Source organism: Herbaspirillum autotrophicum (genome assembly GCF_001189915.1).
In the GTDB taxonomy this organism is placed as follows: domain Bacteria; phylum Pseudomonadota; class Gammaproteobacteria; order Burkholderiales; family Burkholderiaceae_D; genus Herbaspirillum; species Herbaspirillum autotrophicum.
The window spans coordinates 61,874-79,411 of record NZ_LFLS01000019.1 but is presented as its reverse complement, the minus strand read 5'-3'; the positions used below and the strand labels follow the sequence as shown (position 1 = coordinate 79,411).

General features: G+C 58.7%; 14 protein-coding genes. 6 read left to right on the top strand and 8 right to left on the bottom strand.

The genetic code is table 11. The annotated features are described in order from the left end of the window. Entirely contained in the window at positions 1 to 1,548 is a 1,548-nt protein-coding gene (locus AKL27_RS15725; protein WP_050463793.1) for a DHA2 family efflux MFS transporter permease subunit, read from the top strand. Between the two features lie 121 nt (positions 1,549 to 1,669). On the opposite strand, the gene AKL27_RS15720 is transcribed toward AKL27_RS15725, so the two are convergent. Next, positions 1,670 to 3,928 carry a TonB-dependent receptor gene (locus AKL27_RS15720; protein WP_050463792.1) on the bottom strand — a complete coding sequence of 753 codons (2,259 nt, stop codon included), beginning with the start codon at positions 3,926 to 3,928 and terminating at the stop codon, positions 1,670 to 1,672. A gap of 351 nt (positions 3,929 to 4,279) precedes the next feature. Here AKL27_RS15720 and AKL27_RS15715 point away from each other — a divergent pair, with 351 nt between their 5' ends. Next, entirely contained in the window at positions 4,280 to 4,996 is a 717-nt protein-coding gene (locus AKL27_RS15715) for a tetratricopeptide repeat protein (RefSeq protein ID WP_157056950.1), read from the top strand. On the opposite strand, the gene AKL27_RS15710 is transcribed toward AKL27_RS15715, so the two are convergent. Genes AKL27_RS15710 through AKL27_RS15700 form a run of 3 tightly spaced genes read right to left on the bottom strand, consistent with a single transcriptional unit; the run spans position 4,956 to position 10,871 of the window. Then, entirely contained in the window at positions 4,956 to 6,431 is a 1,476-nt protein-coding gene (locus AKL27_RS15710) for an efflux transporter outer membrane subunit (RefSeq protein WP_050463791.1), read from the bottom strand. The genes AKL27_RS15715 and AKL27_RS15710 overlap by 41 nt on opposite strands. After that, positions 6,428 to 7,648: an efflux RND transporter periplasmic adaptor subunit gene (locus AKL27_RS15705; RefSeq protein WP_050463790.1), complete on the bottom strand. Its 1,221-nt coding sequence runs from the start codon at positions 7,646 to 7,648 to the stop codon at positions 6,428 to 6,430. The genes AKL27_RS15710 and AKL27_RS15705 overlap by 4 nt, the downstream gene beginning before the upstream one ends. A gap of 4 nt (positions 7,649 to 7,652) precedes the next feature. Further along, positions 7,653 to 10,871 (bottom strand): efflux RND transporter permease subunit, encoded by a 3,219-nt coding sequence (locus AKL27_RS15700; protein ID WP_050463831.1) that lies wholly within the window; start codon positions 10,869 to 10,871, stop codon positions 7,653 to 7,655. A 231-nt stretch (positions 10,872 to 11,102) separates the two neighbouring features. Here AKL27_RS15700 and AKL27_RS15695 point away from each other — a divergent pair, with 231 nt between their 5' ends. Next, the gene (locus tag AKL27_RS15695) at positions 11,103 to 11,975 is read left to right on the top strand and encodes an oxygenase MpaB family protein (protein WP_050463789.1); all 873 of its coding nucleotides are present in this window, start codon (positions 11,103 to 11,105) and stop codon (positions 11,973 to 11,975) included. Here AKL27_RS15695 and AKL27_RS15690 read toward each other — a convergent pair whose 3' ends face one another. Further along, complete coding sequence (locus AKL27_RS15690; RefSeq protein WP_050463788.1) at positions 11,976 to 12,521, bottom strand: RBBP9/YdeN family alpha/beta hydrolase; 546 nt, start codon at positions 12,519 to 12,521, stop codon at positions 11,976 to 11,978. It abuts the gene before it with no gap. Between the two features lie 139 nt (positions 12,522 to 12,660). Between AKL27_RS15690 and AKL27_RS15685 the strand changes: the two genes are divergently transcribed. Further along, the gene (locus AKL27_RS15685; RefSeq protein ID WP_198155984.1) at positions 12,661 to 13,170 is read left to right on the top strand and encodes a DinB family protein; all 510 of its coding nucleotides are present in this window, start codon (positions 12,661 to 12,663) and stop codon (positions 13,168 to 13,170) included. An 11-nt stretch (positions 13,171 to 13,181) separates the two neighbouring features. Here the strand turns inward: AKL27_RS15685 and AKL27_RS15680 are convergent, their stop codons facing one another. The 3 genes from AKL27_RS15680 to AKL27_RS15670 are packed head-to-tail and all read right to left on the bottom strand — an operon-like array spanning position 13,182 to position 15,999. Beyond that, the gene (locus tag AKL27_RS15680; protein ID WP_050463787.1) at positions 13,182 to 13,988 is read right to left on the bottom strand and encodes a sulfite exporter TauE/SafE family protein; all 807 of its coding nucleotides are present in this window, start codon (positions 13,986 to 13,988) and stop codon (positions 13,182 to 13,184) included. A gap of 9 nt (positions 13,989 to 13,997) precedes the next feature. Then, positions 13,998 to 15,605: a bifunctional protein tyrosine phosphatase family protein/NAD(P)/FAD-dependent oxidoreductase gene (locus AKL27_RS15675; protein ID WP_083439086.1), complete on the bottom strand. Its 1,608-nt coding sequence runs from the start codon at positions 15,603 to 15,605 to the stop codon at positions 13,998 to 14,000. Between the two features lie 55 nt (positions 15,606 to 15,660). After that, positions 15,661 to 15,999, bottom strand: a complete 339-nt coding sequence (locus AKL27_RS15670; protein ID WP_050463786.1) for an ArsR/SmtB family transcription factor — start codon at positions 15,997 to 15,999, stop codon at positions 15,661 to 15,663. A 116-nt stretch (positions 16,000 to 16,115) separates the two neighbouring features. On the opposite strand from AKL27_RS15670, the gene AKL27_RS15665 reads away from it, so the two are divergent. Continuing rightward, positions 16,116 to 16,979 carry an MBL fold metallo-hydrolase gene (locus AKL27_RS15665; RefSeq protein WP_050463828.1) on the top strand — a complete coding sequence of 288 codons (864 nt, stop codon included), beginning with the start codon at positions 16,116 to 16,118 and terminating at the stop codon, positions 16,977 to 16,979. A 134-nt stretch (positions 16,980 to 17,113) separates the two neighbouring features. Then, positions 17,114 to 17,464, top strand: coding sequence for a hypothetical protein (locus AKL27_RS15660; protein WP_050463785.1), 351 nt, complete (start codon positions 17,114 to 17,116; stop codon positions 17,462 to 17,464). Positions 17,465 to 17,538: the final 74 nt, after the last annotated feature.

Below are 17,538 nucleotides of genomic sequence, written 5' to 3'. Positions count from 1 at the left end.
ATGTCGTCCTCTTCCTCGTCCTCCGCCGATTTTCTGAGCCAGCCGCTGCAAGGCGCTCAGTTGATCGGGGCCGGCATGCTGCTGGCTGCCGCCAATTTCATCGCCGTCCTTGACACCACGATTGCCAACGTCTCGGTCTCCACCATTTCCGGCGCGCTGGGCGCCTCGACCAGTCAGGGCACTTACGTCATTACATCGTATGCCGTGGCCGAAGCGATCACCGTACCGCTGACCGGCTGGCTGGCCAACCGCTTTGGTACGGTGCGGGTCTTCATCACCTCGATGATCTTGTTCGGCATCTTCTCGGCGCTGTGCGGCTTTGCCAATTCGCTCGGGATGCTGATTGCCTTCCGCGTGTTGCAAGGTCTGGCCGGCGGGCCGCTGATGCCGTTGTCGCAAACCCTGCTGTTGCGCATCTTCCCGAAAGAAAAAGCACCCGCTGCGGTCGGGTTGTGGGCCATGACCACACTGATTGCACCGATTGCCGGACCGATCCTTGGTGGTGTGTTGTGTGACCAATATAGCTGGCCTTATATTTTCTTCATCAACGTCCCGGTGGCGCTGGTCTGTGGCTATATCGGCTGGAAGATGCTGCGTCGCTACGAATCGCCGATGATGAAATTGCCGATCGATAAGATCGGCCTGATCCTGATGATCATCTGGGTTGCGGCATTGCAGATCATGCTCGACGAAGGCAAGGAAAAGGATTGGTTTGCTTCGAATGAAATCATCATCCTGGCGTTGATTGCAGTCGCCGGCTTTGTCGCCTTCCTGATCTGGGAACTGACCGAGCGCAATCCGATTGTCGATCTGCGGGTATTCCGGCATCGCGGATTTACCGCCAGCGTCACTACCATTTGCCTGGCGTTCGGCGCCTTCTTCGGCGCCACCGTGCTGACCCCGCTCTGGTTGCAGGGCTACATGGGCTATACCGCCACCCACTCCGGCCAGACCACGGCCATGAGCGGTATTCTGGCGGTGTTGACGGCACCGTTTGTGGCCAAACTGGCGACCAAGGTCGATCCGCGCAAGCTGGTATTTTTCGGGGTGATGTGGCTGGGCATGGTGACCTTGATGCGCAGCTTCAACACCACCGACATGACCACGTTCCAGATCGCATGGCCGTTGCTGGCACAAGGTATCGGCCTGCCCTTGTTCTTCGTGCCGCTGACGGCGCTGGCGCTGAGCAGTGTCAAGCCGGAAGAAATGGCATCGGCTGCCGGCCTGATGAGTTTTTGCCGCACCATGGCCGGCGCGATTGCGACGTCGCTGGTCAATACCGGCTGGGAAAACCAGGCGATCCACTATCACGCCGAACTGTCCGGTCTGGTGGACCGCATGGGCGATGCCACCAACGCCTTGCTGCAGTCAGGCATGTCGATTGACCAGGCCCGCCTCAGCATTGAACAGACGGTGCAGTCGCAAAGCATCATGCTGTCGACCAACCACATCTTCATGCTGGCCGCCGGGTCATTCCTGCTGGCCGCGATAGCGGTGTGGTTTGCACCGAAGCCGACACGGGTGGCGGATACTTCGGCAGCGCACTGACAATATTCTTCCGCAACAAATAGAAAAGGGGTGCCGTTTTAAAGCGGCACCCCTTTTTCTTTACTTCTGCGATTCGCGTCACCTTGCTACGGTGACGATTTCAAACATCACACGATCCTGATCAGAACCGCAGGTTGGCGCTCAACACTGCCGAGCGACCCGGTGCCATGTGTGCATAGTGCGTAGTGAATGCCTGATCGTAATAGATCTTGTCGGTCAGATTCTGTACGTTCAGTTGCAACGTCACATTCTTGTTGACGGCATAGGTAGCCATGGCATCGTAACGAACATACGACGGCACATAGAGGGTATTGGCAGTATTGCCAAAGACACGGGAAACATAATAGACACCGGCACCCAGAGTCAGCTTGGGCATGATTTCATAGGTATTCCACAAGCTGAAGCTGTCTTCCGGCGTATTGGGAAACTGGTTGCCATTGTTGGCTGCTGCACCGTTGTAGCTACCATTGTCGACCAGCTTGCTGTTCATGTGGCTATAACCGCCGAACACAGTCCACTTCTTGGTCAGATTACCCGCCACACCAAGTTCAAATCCTTCGACTTCCTGCTTGCCAGCGACTGCCTGGGTATTGGCGTCGATGGAGACCCGCGCATTATTCTTCTGAATCTTGAATACGGCGGCAGTCAACGACAATTGCTTATCAAACAAATCCCACTTGGTACCGATTTCCATCGTGCGGGTACGCTCCGGTGGCAAGGCCTGGTTGGCGGCAGAAATGTTGTCGCCACCGTCGCCGGTGCTGGCACCTGGCGGCGAAGATGCCGTCGAGTACGATGCATAAATGCTGCCTTCAGGTGTCAGCTTGTAAACCAGGCCGGCGGAATAATTCCAGAAGCTGGCGTTATTGCCAAGCGAAGTGCCCTGAATGGTGCTGCCTGCAGGCCGTGAAACGCCGTTCACTGTCGTCGGCACAATCGCAGTATAGGTAGGTGTACTTGCAGTAGTGCTGTAGCTGTCATAACGCAAACCGAGATTCAGGAACAAATCCTTGGTCAACTCCATCGTATCGATACCGTAAATCGATTTGGTATTGGTGACCGTCTTGGTCGACAACGGCGAAGTGACGATGCTCCCTCTCCAAGGATCATTGGCATTGGGATTGTACAAGCTGGTGCAATTGTAATTTGCCAGCAATGCCGCGCCACATGTCCGGCCGGCGCCGCTCAACAGGGCGTTAGGGAAAATTGTGTAGCCACCGACGTTGGTCTCTTCACGGGTCAATTCAAGGCCCACCGCAAATTTGTGATTGAGACTGCCCGTCTTGAATTCTCCGGTCAAATCGGTTTGGTTCGTCAGTGTCGTGGTGTCTGCAATACGGCTCTTCGGTGAGCGGTACACAAAACCGTTTTTCACGTTGCCGGCCGAATCGTCCGGATTGGTGACGATAAAATCATTCGAGGTTTTGCCATAACGTGTTGTATTGCGCACCACCAGTGAGTTACCAAAATCGTGCTGTACTTGCACGGTGCCGATATCGGTCTTGGTATCACGGAAATCACGATCTGTCAGACCATAGAATTTGCGCCCGATGCTGACCGGGCCTTCAGGATTGGCTTTGGTGCGTACACCGCTATTCTGGTATGGCGTGCTGTAATCCGGCATGTCGCTGGATTGCATGTGATAGTAGCTGAGCGTTACCGATGTCGGTCCGGTCAAGCCGAATTTGAGCGATGGCGCAAAACCCCAACGCGTGCCGTCAACGTTATCGCGACCGGCAACATTCGCATCGTAATACATGGCGTTCAAACGGATCGCGGCATTGTCACCGAGCAGGATGTTGCTGTCTGCGACTACCCGCTTGTAGTTGTCGGTGCCGACACCGACATTCACTTCATTGAATGCTTCCTTCTTTGGTGTCTTGGTCACCAGATTGATGCTGCCGCCGGCGCCGCTGCGGCCACCGTTGGTACTGTCGGAACCGCGCACGACTTCAATCGACTCAATATTGAAAATGTCCCGGGTCTGTGAACCTGTATCACGCACGCCATCGATAAAAGTACTGCTCTGGGCATCAAAGCCGCGGATAGTCGGGCGATCACCAATCGGCGTGCCACCTTCACCCGCAGTAAAACTGATGCCTGGCGTCGTACGCAATGCTTCTACCAATGAAGTGGAACCAGTCTGGCTGATCACTTGCGAAGGAATCACTGTCACCGATTTCGGTGTATCCAGCAGCGGAGCGGTAAATTTCACTGACGAGGCAGTGTCTACCTTGACGCCATTGTCGGCGCTCTCCTTGACCGTGATTTCCGGCAACGCCGCATTGGCAGCAGTCTGCGCAAACGCCGGTTGCATCGCCAGTGGCGCTGCCACGGCGGCAAACATGGTTGCGGCGATAGGGGTTAAACGGTGATTCATTGCATTCCTTCCCTGGTATTGATGGTGAAAAGTACTAGGGCTGGCTAATGCGGTTGAGACCGTGTGGCTGGCGAAGCGTACTGATTAATGGCGTTTGAAAATGGCTTTTTGGCAATATCACTAACAATTGCTGACAACTGACTGACAAATGTTAATGAAAATCGTTATTATTCGAAAGACAAATGATATTATTTCTCATTTGGCTGTGGCACTCCTGCAACGCCCGCCGCGCCTTGTAGCCACCGGGAAACAGCCGGATTGCACTGCTTTCGTTGTACTTATTTTTCACTGATCATCATGTCGCCATCCCCGACTCACCTTCCACCGACCTCGGTCCAAGAGCTGCATGCCATGACGGCACCGCAATGGCAGACTTTGCTCGCCGGTGAACCCGGCGAACTTGCTCGCTTTCTGAAAGCAGCAGCCGAACTCGGTGACGCACAGGCCCAGGCCATGCTCGGCCAGTTATTGCTGGACGGGCACGGTACCGAAAAAAATCAGCAGGACGCGGCCCGCTGGTTTGTCACCGCGGCGCGCAACGGGCATGCGATGGCGATGAACATGGCCGGGCGCTGTCTGCAATATGGCTGGGGCGTCGCGGTCGATGCGGCAGCGGCGGCCGACTGGTTTCGGCAAGCGGCGGAACAGGGATTGGATTGGGGCATGTACAACTATGCCAATCTGCTGAGCACCGGCAATGGCGTCAGTCAGGATCAGGTTGCGGCGCTGGCCTGGTATCGCAAGGCAGCCGAATCGGGGCATGCGAAATCGCTCAATCTGGTCGGCCGCTTTTATGAAGAAGGCATCGCCGTTGCCGCCGACAAGACGATGGCATTTGCCTACTACCGGCAGTCGGCGCAGGGCGGTGATTTTCGCGGACAGTACAGTTACGCGACCATGCTGGCGGAACGCGGCAGCATCAATGAAGCCGCGGCGTGGCTGCGCAAGATTCCCGCCACCGCTACCGCCGGCTTTCTGGAAAAGATCGGACCGGAACTGGCGCAATCGCCGCATCCAGCCATCCGCGCTATTGGCCTTGAGATACTGGCGAACCCGAAGTCTGCATGACAGTTTGTTGTGCGCCTTGCCAGTCACCACCGAGTGCCTTGATGAGGAATACCGAGATCAGCAAACGTTGTCCCATCAATTGCGCGGCCTGCCGTTCGCTGTTGAGCAGCGACTGCTGCGCGGTGATCACGTCAAGATAAGTTGCCACTCCGCCTTCGTAACGGCTGTTGGCCAGGTCAAGTACGCGGCGGGCGCTGACAATCGCCGTCTGCGCCTGTGAATGCGCCCGCTCCAGCGTCGCCACGCCGGTAATGCCATCTTCCACTTCCTGCATTGCACTCAAGACCACGCGCCGGTAATTGGCGACGGCGACGTCATAACCGGCGCGCGCAAAATCGACATTGGCATTGAGCCGGCCACCGTCAAACAATGTCTGCGTTGCCGACACGCCGAGTGACCACAGCAAACTCGGGGCATCAAACAAGGCGCCCCAGGCGCGACTGTCGACACCATACGATGGCAACAACATGATGCTTGGATAGAACGCAGCACTGGCGACGCCGATCTGCGCATTGGCCGCAGCCATCGCCCGTTCGGCCGCAGCAATATCGGGTCGCCGTTGCAGCAGATCGGAAGGCAGACCGAGCGGCACCGGCGGCGGCGTCATGGCCTGCGCCAACGGCGGCAAGGAAAATAATGGCGCCGGGGTGCCGGTCAAGGTGGCAATGGCGTGTTCAAATTGCGCGCGTTGCTTGCGCAGCACATCGACTTGCGTCAGCGTGGTATCCAGCAATGCTTGCTGTTGCGCGACATCGAGTCCGGAAGTGGCGCCCAGATCATGGCGCGAGGTCGCCAGTTCCAATGCCTGTCGTTGCAGCGCGATGGATTGCGCCAGCACATCTTGCTCGACATCCAGTTCGCGCAGGCTGAAATAATTGACAGCCAGTTCGGCGGTCAGCAACAAGCGCGTGTTTTCCAGATCGGCTGCCGATTGCTGTGCCGAGGCCCGCGCCCCTTCGACCGACCGTTGCACCCGGCCAAACAGATCGGCTTCGTAGCTGACGTTCAGACCGAGCGCGAAATCATTTTGTACAGTGGCGAAATTGGGTGACGCGTAATTGGTCAGCGGCCGGTTGGCGGAAATACGCTGACGTGCTGCGCGCGCACTCAGACCGACTTGCGGAAACATGCCGGCCGAGGTGGCATTGGCCGAAGCCCGCGCCTGCATCAACCTGGCATTGGCCGCTGCCAGTGTCTGATTGCCCGCCAGTGCCTGCTGCGCCAAGGCATTCAACTGCGCATCACCAAAGCGCTCCCACCACGCGCCCTTGGGTTCGCTGTCACCCGGTTTGCCTTGCTGCCACGGCGCTTCCAGTTGCCAGCTGACTGGCATCGCCAGTTCCGGTTTTTGATAATCCGGACCTGCCGCGCAAGCACTCAACACTGCTGCCACCAGCGCGGCCAGCGGCCATGCGATCAAACGCCGCGCTGTCACGATTTGGCCTTGGGTTCAGCGGCCAGCGCCACTTCGTCTCCTTCAGCGACCGAATCGGAAGGATTGAGAATCAAGCGCTCGTTGCCCTTGATGCCATTGAGCACTTCCACCGTTTGCCCATAATTGCGGCCGATCTGCACCGTCTGCAAACGGACTTTCAATTTATCGTCGACGACTGCCACCATGGTGCCATCGCGGCGGAACAACAAGGCGTCAGTCGGAATCACCAGTGCACCGCTGGGCTTGAGCGGCAACGCTGCTTGCACGAATGCGCCCGGCATCAGCGCGCCATCCGGATTGGGCAAGGCGATTTCCACCTGCATGGTGCGCGTTGCAGCATCAATCGACGCCGCCGTGCGCGCTACCTGTCCGGTGAATGACTGACCGCGCAATTCCGCCTGGGTCACAACCACTTTCTGTCCTTGCCTGACCAATTGCGCGTAGGCCTGCGGCACGTTGACATACACACGCAAGGGATCGGTCTGCGACAACACGAACAAGGCGCGCGCCGAACCACCGCCGGCACCCGGATCAATCAGATCGCCGACATCGACATTGCGGCGTGTGATGACGCCCGAAAATGGCGCCACGATACGCTTGAATCCCTCCACCTGACGCAAGCGCTCGACATTGGCATCGGCTGCCGCCAGATTCGAACGCGCCTGCGAAAATCCGCTGCGCCGTTCATCGAGTTCCTGTTGCGACACTGCATCTTTTTTGCGCAAGGCTTCCCAGCGGTCTACCGTACTCTTTGCCAGTTCCAGACTCGATGCCGCCTGCTGTCGCGCGGCAACCGCTTGCGATAATTGCTGATCGATTTCCGGTGTATCCAGCTCGGCCAACAGATCGCCCTTGTTGACGCGACTGCCGATATCCTTGTACCAGCGTTTCAGATAACCACCGGCGCGCGCCGAAATCGGCGACTGCACAAAACCCTGCAAGGTGCCCGGCAGTGACAGGGTCTGGCCGGCATCGGTACTCTTGACCTGGGCGGTCTTGACATATTGTTTGGCGCGCTCGGCAGTGCCGGTTTCCAGTTCGCGCGCGTTGACCGAGCGACTGACCACGGTCCGCACCGCACCTGCGGCCAGCAACAGCAAGACCACGACGGTGATGATCTTGGTGCGCTTGACGATCTGCCGGCGCTTGAGCAGTTCGCCTTGCCCGTCCGGGTCAAGCGGATGAATACCGAGTTGGGAATGACGTTCTTGCGACATTGCTTCAGATCTCCTGTTGCGGATTGTTGCCCGTCACCGGTGCATGACTTTCCGGTCCATGTCCTTGCGGGGTCTGCGCCGCCTGACGGCGCGCCAGCCATTGATGCACGCCCGCAAACAAGACGGGAACGAAAAACAGAGTGGATACCGTGGCAAACAGCAGGCCGCCGATCACCGCGCGTCCGAGCGGCGCATTTTGTTCTGCGCCTTCACCGAGGCCGAGCGCCATCGGAATCATGCCGATGATCATCGCCAGCGCGGTCATCAGCACCGGACGAATCCGCGTGGCGCCGGATTCCAGTGCCGCCGCCAGCGGCGTCGCGCCCTCTTCGCGGCGTTGCCGCGCGAACGAGACGATCAGAATACTGTTGGCGGTCGCCACCCCCATGGTCATGATGGCCCCGGTCAGCGCCGGCACGCTCAGGGTAGTGCCGGTGATGAACAACATCCAGGCGATCCCGGCCAGCGCCGCCGGCAAGGCGGCGATGATGATGGCGGCGTCGACCCATGACTGGAAGTTCACCACCACCAACAGATACACCAGCACGATCGCCATCGCCAGACCGACACCGAGGCCGATGAAGGACGACTCCATGGTTTGCACCTGGCCGCGAATCACCACCTGGCTGCCGCGCGGCAATTCCGGCCGCATTTCATCTACCAGCCTGGCAACCTTGCCGGCCACACTGGCCAGATCCGTTCCCTGCACACTGACATACACGTCAATCGCCGGCATGATGTTGTAACGCGAGGCAATCGCCATTTGCTTGGCCGGTCGGACATCCACCAGATTGCCGAGCAATTGCGTATTGCCGCCGCCGGCACCGCCGGTGCCGACCGGAATATTGAGCAGGGAATCGAGCGAATCAACATTGTATTGCGGCGACTGTACCGCGATGTTGTACACCACGCCGTTTTGCGGATTGAGCCAGAATGCCGGCGCGGTTTGCGAACTGCCCGACAGCGCGATCAACACGTTCTGGCCGACATTGGCCGCACTCAGACCGAATTGCTGCAGGCGCGTGCGATCCATCTGCATATCCAGACTCGGACCATCCAGCCGTTGATGCACGTGGGCATCGACGGCGCCCGGCACTGCGCGAATTTTCTTGACCAGTTGCGCCGCCAGCTCGGCATTCTTTGCCATATTGGCGCCGGTGAACTGGACGTCGATGGCGGCCGGTAAACCGAAGTTCAGAATTTGCGTCACGATATCGGCCGGCTGAAAAAAGAATTCCACACCCGGAAACCGTTTCGGCAATTCGGTGCGCAGCAATGCCACCAGATCAGCGGTCGGGCGGTGGCCTTCATGCAGCGACATCAGAATTTCGCCATCCAGCGTGCCGATGGTGCCGGCATTGCTGTAAGAGAGATTGATACCGCTGTTCGGGACGCCAAGATTATCGAGAATGGTTTCCAGTTCTTGCGGCGGGATCAGCTCGCGAATAGCGACCTCGACCTGATCGGCGATGCGCGCTGTTTCCTCAATCCGGGTGCCGGTCGCCGCGCGCATATGCAGGCGAATCTGGCCGGCATCGACATTCGGGAAGAAGTCGCGCCCGAGGAAGGGGTACAGCAGACACGAGGCTACGCAAAACAGCATGAACCACGTGGCAAATGCGCGCCGGCGCGACAGCAGGGCAGACAGTACCAGCGTATAGGCGCGCCGCACATGTTCGAAGCGACTATCGAAGCCGAGATACACGCGTTGCAGCAGATTCGGTTTGCCGGCGGGTTGCCCGTGGCCGCCACGCATCAGCAACATGACCAGCGTCGGCACCAGCGTACGCGACAGGATGTAGGAGGCCAGCATCGCAAACACCACCGCTTCCGCGAGCGGCACGAACAGAAAGCGCGCCACGCCGGACAGGAAAAACATCGGCACGAACACGATACAGATACACAGCGTTGAAACGAAGGCCGGCACTCCGATTTCGCCGGCGCCGACAATGATCGCCTGCTGCAACGGCGTGCCCATGTGCAGATGTCGCTCGATATTTTCAATCGTGACAATCGCCTGATCCACCAGAATCCCGACCGACAGCGCCAGCCCGCCGAGCGTCATCAGGTTGAGTGTTTCGCCCAGCATGTACAACACCAGAATCGAGGTCAGGATCGACAGCGGAATCGTCAGCGCAATGATCACCGTGCTGCGCCAGTTACCGAGGAACAGCAACACCATGGCGGCGGTCAGGCCGGCCGCAATCAGCGCTTCGGCCACTACGCCCTTGACCGCAGCCTTGACGAATAATGACTGGTCGAACAGCGGCGTGATCTTGACGTCGGCCGGCATGGTTTGCTGCGCCTGCGGCAGCATGGCGCGCAGGTTGGAGACGATGTCCAGCGTCGAGGCGCCGCCATTTTTCAGTACCGACAACAACACCCCGCGCACGCCATCCTGACGCACGATATTGGTTTGCGGCGAAAAGCCGTCGCGCACATACGCCACATCACGCAAGTAAGTGGTGGCGCCATTGCTGGTACGCACCGGCAAATCATTGAGACCGGCCACGGCTTCCGGCGACCCGTTCATCTTGACGGTATATTCGGTGCCGCCGAACTTGGCGGTGCCGGAGGGCAGAATCAGATTTTGCGCATTGACCGCGTTCACCACATCAACCGGCGACAAGCCGCGCGCCTGCAAGGCCTGGGTATCCAGATCAACCGAAATCACCCGGCTCTTGCCGCCGTAGGGATAAGGCACGGCGACGCCGGGAATGGTGATCAGTTGCGGCCGCAAGGTATTGACCGCGGCATCGAACAAGGAGGGTTCCGACAAGGTCGGGCTGGACAATGCCAGTTGCATGACCGGAATGCTCGATGCCGAATATTTGATCACCAGCGGCGGCGTGATCCCCGGCGGCAGTTGGCGCAATTGCGATTGCACCGAAGCCACTACCTGCGCGATGGCGTTTTGAATATTGGCGTTGGGCTGGAAGAAGACCTTGATCACCGCGACCCCGGCCAGCGATTGCGATTCGATATGTTCGATGTCGCTGACGACGGTGGTCAGCCCGCGTTCGTTTTGCGAGGCGATGCGCTGCCCCATTTCCTGCGCTGACAAGCCGTTGTAGTTCCAGATGATGCTGATGACCGGAATATTGATTTCCGGGAAAATGTCGGTCGCCATTTTCATCAGCGCCAATGGCGTAGCCAGCACGATGAGCAGCGCCATCACAATAAACGTGTAAGGGCGACGCAGCGCCAACTCGACCATTGACATGAACATTAGTTCCGTATGAGGGATTTTTATTATACGCAGTTGATACGCATTCATGCACGGCAATCCATGCCTCGATATCGGCTTATTTCATCGGCTCGCAACACTGTTTCGGCAGCGCCTCTTTTATCCTTGCCAAAAAGACAATTCAGCAGAAATGCCAATGTTGCCCGACACCGGCACGGACCAGCGAAAACCTTTACCATGCCCTTCTCGCAAACAGATTTTGGCATCATGGAATTTCTGCGCACCCGCATCGAAGCCAGCGTACTCGATATCAGCCGCCCCACCGCTGGTCCCGATCTGTTGCAACCGCCGGGCGATCCCGGCCTGTTCGGCCCGGACTCGGCTTGCTGGCAAGTGCACGGCGATTTCACGTCGATGCTGATCGGCGGCGTCAGCGCGCTGTTATTGCAGATGCTGCATCCGCTGGCCTTGAGCGGCGTCTGGGATCACTCCACGTTTCAACAGGACATGCTCGGCCGCCTGCGCCGCACGGCGCAATTCATCGCCGGCACTACTTATGGCAATCTGCAGCATGCGGAACAATTGATTGCCCGCGTACGGCGTATTCACGAAGGCGTCCACGGCATTGCGCCGGATGGACGGGAATACGCGGCCAGCGATCCGGACTTGCTGACCTGGGTCCACGTCGCCGAGGTATCGAGTTTTTTGAATGCGTATTTGCGCCACAAGAATCCGGCGCTGAGCCTGCAACGGCAAGATCAATATCTCGACGAAATTGCGGTCATCGCAGAAAAACTCGGGGCAGTTGATGTACCGCGTTCAAGGATTGCGCTCGATGCCTATTTGCTGCGCATGCAACCGCAACTGATTTGCGACCACCGCACGCAGGCCACGCTGGAAATGGTATTGCATGCGCCGGCACCGAATCCAGTCGCGCTGCCATGGGTCAGGCTGATGATGCATGCCGGCATCGAATTGCTGCCCGACTGGGCCAAACATAAACTCGATGTCACTGTCAGCGGCGTCGTCCAAAGAACACTGCTGCGCTATGCGGTCGCCACCGCTGCCGTGCCAGTGCGCTGGGCCGTGCGCAATGGTTCGGTGCATCTGGCGCGGCGGCGCATGGCGACGCCGGCCTGATCACGCGGGCGCAGCCGTCCGCAATTCTTGCACACGGGAGAAACCGTAATCCCAGCTTCCCAGCAGTGACGCCGATCCAAGATGACCGCAGGCACCGGCGATATCCAGCCGACTGCCCCAAGCCTGCGCGAACTGCGTGGCGCGCGCCAGTGAGACGCGGGGATCATCGGTACTGGCAATGACAGTGCTGCGAAACGGCAGTGTTTGCAGCGCCATCGGTGCAAAGCCAGTGGTGCCGGGTGCATAGGCCGGCGCTTCAACATCGCTCGGCGCCACCAGCAATGCGCCGATAACCGGACCGGCATGTCCGGCGGCCCAATGTGCGATCAATCCGACCGACAGGGAGTGCGCTACCAATACCACCGGTCGTGTATCGGCCGTGATCGCTTGATGCAGAGTAGCCACCCACTCGGCCCGGTCCGGACTGTTCCACTCACGCTGTTGCACCCGCAAAAAATCCGGATTGGCGGCTTCCCAATGGGTCTGCCAGTGATCGGGACCAGAACCGCCGCGACCGGGCAAAATCAAAACACGGGTATCAGACATAATGCTTGCATGAAATAAAAACCACATGGTGACACAAGCCGGCCGGGCTGATCGTTCATCATCACCGGCTTGCTGCAAGCGGTGCTAATCTGCAATAGAGAAAATGAGAAAAATGACAATGGCGATGGGAGAAGCGGCAATGATGAAAGCACACTACTGCATGATGGCAGGCTACAACACCTGGGCCAATCAACGCCTGTACGATGTGGCGGCAACACTCAGCGATGCCGATTACCGGCGCGATTGCGGTGCCTTTTTCAAATCCTTGCACGGCACCCTGAATCATTTGCTGGTGACCGACGGCATCTGGTTGCGTCGCTTTCAGAACATCACCAGTGCCGTGCCGGACCAGCTCGACGCCATCCTGTTCGATGACCTGGCCACGTTGCGTGCGGCCCGTATCGATCACGACCGCCAATTGCAGGACTATGTCCACGCGCTCGACGAACAGCAGTTGACCACAACGATTCGCTATCGCCGCGCCTCGACGCCGGACATACAGGAACAGAATTTGTCGTCAGCGCTGGCGCATTTGTTCAATCATCAAACCCATCACCGCGGACAGGCACACACCATATTGAGTCTGCTGCAGGTGGCGCCGCCGGCGCTGGACCTGTTGTTCTTTCAACGGCAAATGGCACCGAAATGAATAAATGAATGTCAGACCAGTCCGGGAAAATTGGTTTTGATGATCAGTATCATGGCCACCACCAGCGTGACGATGGCGAAGCCGATTTGCAGACGGCGCGCCGGCAAATGCGGCGCGGCCCAGCGGCCCAGCAACATGCCAAGTACTGCGGTAGCAATGAAGACCCAGCCGAGGACCGGAATCCGCGTGCCATGCACCAGCGTGCCGATCACGGTAGTACCGGACACCAACGCGATTACCATCAGCGACGTGGCGACAATGCCATGCATGGTGATGTTGCTGAACTGACGAAACGCCGGCACGATCAGAAAGCCGCCGCCCACGCCCAGCATGCCGGTGAACAAACCCGACACCGAGCCGACCGCCGCCAGCGTGGTCCAACATCGTAAATTCCAGCGCAACTTGCCGGTGGCCGGATTGAGCATGCAATTCTTTTCCAGATAGGCCGGACTGGCCTGGCTTTTGTCTGCTGCCTGACGATACATGCGCAGCGCGATGAACAGCATCACCAGACTGAACAAGGTCATCAGCAAGCGATTCGACACTTGATGCGCGACCCAGATACCGAGCGGCGCAAACAATGCGCCCAGGCTCGCCATCAACAGCCCCGCCTTGTAACGCACCAGCCCTTTGCGCAAACCATCGATACACCCGAGCAACGCCGCCGAAGCGACCGCCATCAACGCCACCGGGGTAGCAGTGACGACACTGAAACCCAAACCCAACACCAGTGCCGGTACGGCAAGAATGCCGCCGCCGGCACCCGTCAATCCCAATACGCCGCCAATGGCGATACCCAACAATGCTGCCAGCAACATGATCCGACCTTACTTGACCGATGGCCGGGCCAGCCACTCACGCCCTTTAAGCACCAGATGCCAGTACACCGCCGGCAAGATTGCAGCTTTCAGATACCAGGCGCTGCGGCGCGGCACGGTCGCTTCAAGCGGAAAGGTCGGCAACAATTTGCCGCCGTAACCGAATTCGGCCAGCACGATCTTTCCTTTTTCGACGGTCAGCGGGCAGGCGCCATAGCCATCATAGGTGGTCGGCAAGCGTTGTCCGGCGCGCAATGCCAGCAGATTTTCCGCCACCACCACGACTTGCTTGCGCACTGCCGCCACAGTTTTGGCATTCGGCGCCGAGCACACGTCACCGAGTGCAAACACGTTCGGAAAGCGCGGATGCTGCAAGCTTGCGTGATCCACCTCGCACCAGCCGGCGGCATCCGCCAGCGGGCTGCGGCGCACCACGTCCGGCGGCAATTGCGGCGGCACCACGTGCAGCATGTCGAATGTCTTCTCGATCCGGCTGACAGTGCCAGCCTCATCCTTGACGTCGAACCAGGCCAGCTTGCGCGGACCATCAACCTTGACCAGATTGGCATTGAAGGACAGTTTGACGCGATACTTTTTCATGTAGCTCATCAACACCGGCACGAAAGTGGCGACGCCAAACAAGACGCCGCCGGCATTACAGAATTCGACTTCGATATTGCCGTCCACACCATTGCGAGCCCAGTGATCGCAAGACAAATACACCGCTTTCTGCGGCGCACCGGCACACTTGATCGGCATTCCCGGTTGCGTGAAGATGGCCTTGCCGCGCTTCAGGCCGGCCACCAGCTCCCAGGTATAAGGCGCCAGATCGTAGCGATAGTTGGAGGTCACGCCATGCTTGCCGAGGGTTTCTTCCAGCCCTTCGATCTTGTCCCACGCCAGTTGCAATCCGGCGCACACGATCAGTTGCTGATATGTCAGCACACGGCCGTCAGCCAGACCGACACGCTGTTCATCCGGCGCAAAAAATGCCACTGCGCGCTGAATCCATTGCGCGCCGGACGGAATCACGCTGGCGGTTGGCCGCACGGTTTTCCGCACATCGAATTCACCGGCGCCGACCAGTGTCCAGGCCGGCTGGTAATAGTGTTGCTCACTCGGTTCAACGATGGCGATGCGCAATCCCGGTTGCCGCTGCAACAGACTGGCGACGACCGCAATGCCGGCCGAACCGCCGCCGACCACCACTACGTCAAAACTGCTGGCATCGGCAGCGACATTGGCTTGCGGCTGCGTACCCGATTGCGCGGTTGCGGCGCTGTCGCCCGCCAACCGGAACAGATTGGTCGAGCGCGCACCACTGCGACAAAACGCCAGCACCGGTCCCGGCAGTTGGACCAACAAGGCGTGCATTGCTGCGCCCTGCTCCGGCGCCATGCCGGAACGTCCCACTGGCAAATACGCGAACTGCATGCCGAGTGCTGCCGCCTGCTTCTCCAGTTCGGCGCTGGCGACATGCTGACCGCCATCTTCATCGTCAGGACGATTGCAGATGACGGAACGAAAGCCGGCTTCGGCGATGAGGGTCAGGTCGTCGATGGCGATTTGGCCGCTGCTGGAAAACTGTTCGGTGTGTCTGGTGATTTGAATCGGCATGTGACTGATCTCCTGGCGATGATTACCGTGCGTAACTGAGGCGACGCCGGCAAACTTAATTTTTCAAACTATCTCTGACCTTGCCGCAGTACAGGCTCGACAAGGTTTGCATGACCTGAATCACTTCATGGCTGGCCAGGCTGTAATGAATGTATTTGCCTTCGCGGCGGGTATTGACCAAACCTTCTTCACGCAACACGCCAAGTTGCTGCGACAGCGTCGGCTGATGAATCCCGAGCTCGCTCTCCAGATCGCCGACATTGCGTTCGCCAAGGGTCAGCTGGCACAGGATCAGCAAGCGATCTTCGTTGGCCAGCACCTTGAGCAGTGAACATGCGCGGGTGGCGGAGTCGCGCAACATGGAAATGCCGACCGGGGAGATGGACTCGTTCATGGTATCGGGTGGTAAAGGGTACGGGGAATCAAGTTTGACTGCGGAACATATTATTGACAAACATATTATTCGTCAATAATATGTTTTTTTATATATTGATGACCGCCAGCCCGCCCATGCCACAGTTTCACACCCACGCATTCTTCGATACCAGAACCTCAACGTTCAGCTACGTCGTATATGAAACTGCGGGCGGCGCCTGCGCCATCGTTGATCCGGTGCTGGATTACGATCCGCTCAATGCGCATACCTCCACTGCCGGCGCCGACCAGATCATTGCCTTTGTCCGCGCCAACCATCTGCAAGTCGAGTGGCTGCTGGAAACCCATGCCCATGCCGATCATTTCTCGGCCGCCCCTTATCTGCGCACGCAACTGGGCGGCAAGATCGCCATCGGTGAACACATTCGCGACGTGCAGCATGTCTTCAACGATATCTATCATCTGGACGCCGATGGCGCCCGCTTCGATCATCTGTTCGCGGCCGACGAAGTCTTTCATATCGGCCGCTTGCAAGCGCGCGCCATGCATGTGCCCGGCCATACGCCGGCCGACCTCGCGTATGTCATCGAAGATCAGGCGGCCTTTGTCGGCGACACCTTGTTCATGCCCGACGTCGGCACCGCCCGTTGCGACTTTCCCGGCGGCAGTGCGGCCACCTTGTACCGCTCCATCCGCAAGTTGTTATCCTTGCCGGCCGGCACCCGGCTGTTCGTATGCCACGACTATCCGCCGGCCGCGCGCGAACCGATGCATGAAACCACGGTGGCCCTGCAATGCGCGCATAACATTCATGTCCGCGACGGCATCAGTGAAGCCGACTTTATCGCCATGCGCACCGCACGCGATCTCACGCTGAGTCTGCCGACATTGATGCTGCCGGCAATTCAAGTCAACATCTGTGCCGGCCATTTGCCGCCGGCGGAAGCCAATGGCGTGTCCTATCTGAAAATTCCGCTCAACGTGCAATGGCAACGCTGACCCCGATGCGCTGACGCCAACCACGCTTTTGCCATACCGCCCGTCACGATTAATTTCAGCAACGTCGCCCGCCATCGACTTCGACTCCGGCTTACGCATGTCATAATCGACAAAAAAATACGCCGGAGGGAACCATGCTGCATCAACCACAATTTCGCGCCGGTTTGTCCGGCCTGCTGTTCACTTTACTGTTGACAAGCGCCGCAACAGGCACCGCGCAAGAACTGAACAAGCCGCGCCTTGATCTCGGTTTGCCGGCCACCGCAACCAGCGACACCCCGGCCCGCGCTGCTACCCAACCCGCCAATCCGCTCGCTCCGGCCTTTGACGTCCCGACACCGTCGGGCCATCAAACCAGCCAGATATGCCGCGACGGCTCGCGCAGCACCACGTATCTGATAACCGAGGGCAAGACCTTCTACAAGTGCGATGAAGTCATGCGCGAGGGACGCGAACCACCATTCGCACCAGACCGCTTCCGCTGATACGATGGGCGGCGTCGCACTGCCGGCGCGGCTCATCTGGCAACTTCGATTGGCGTGCCGGCGGTCACCAGACC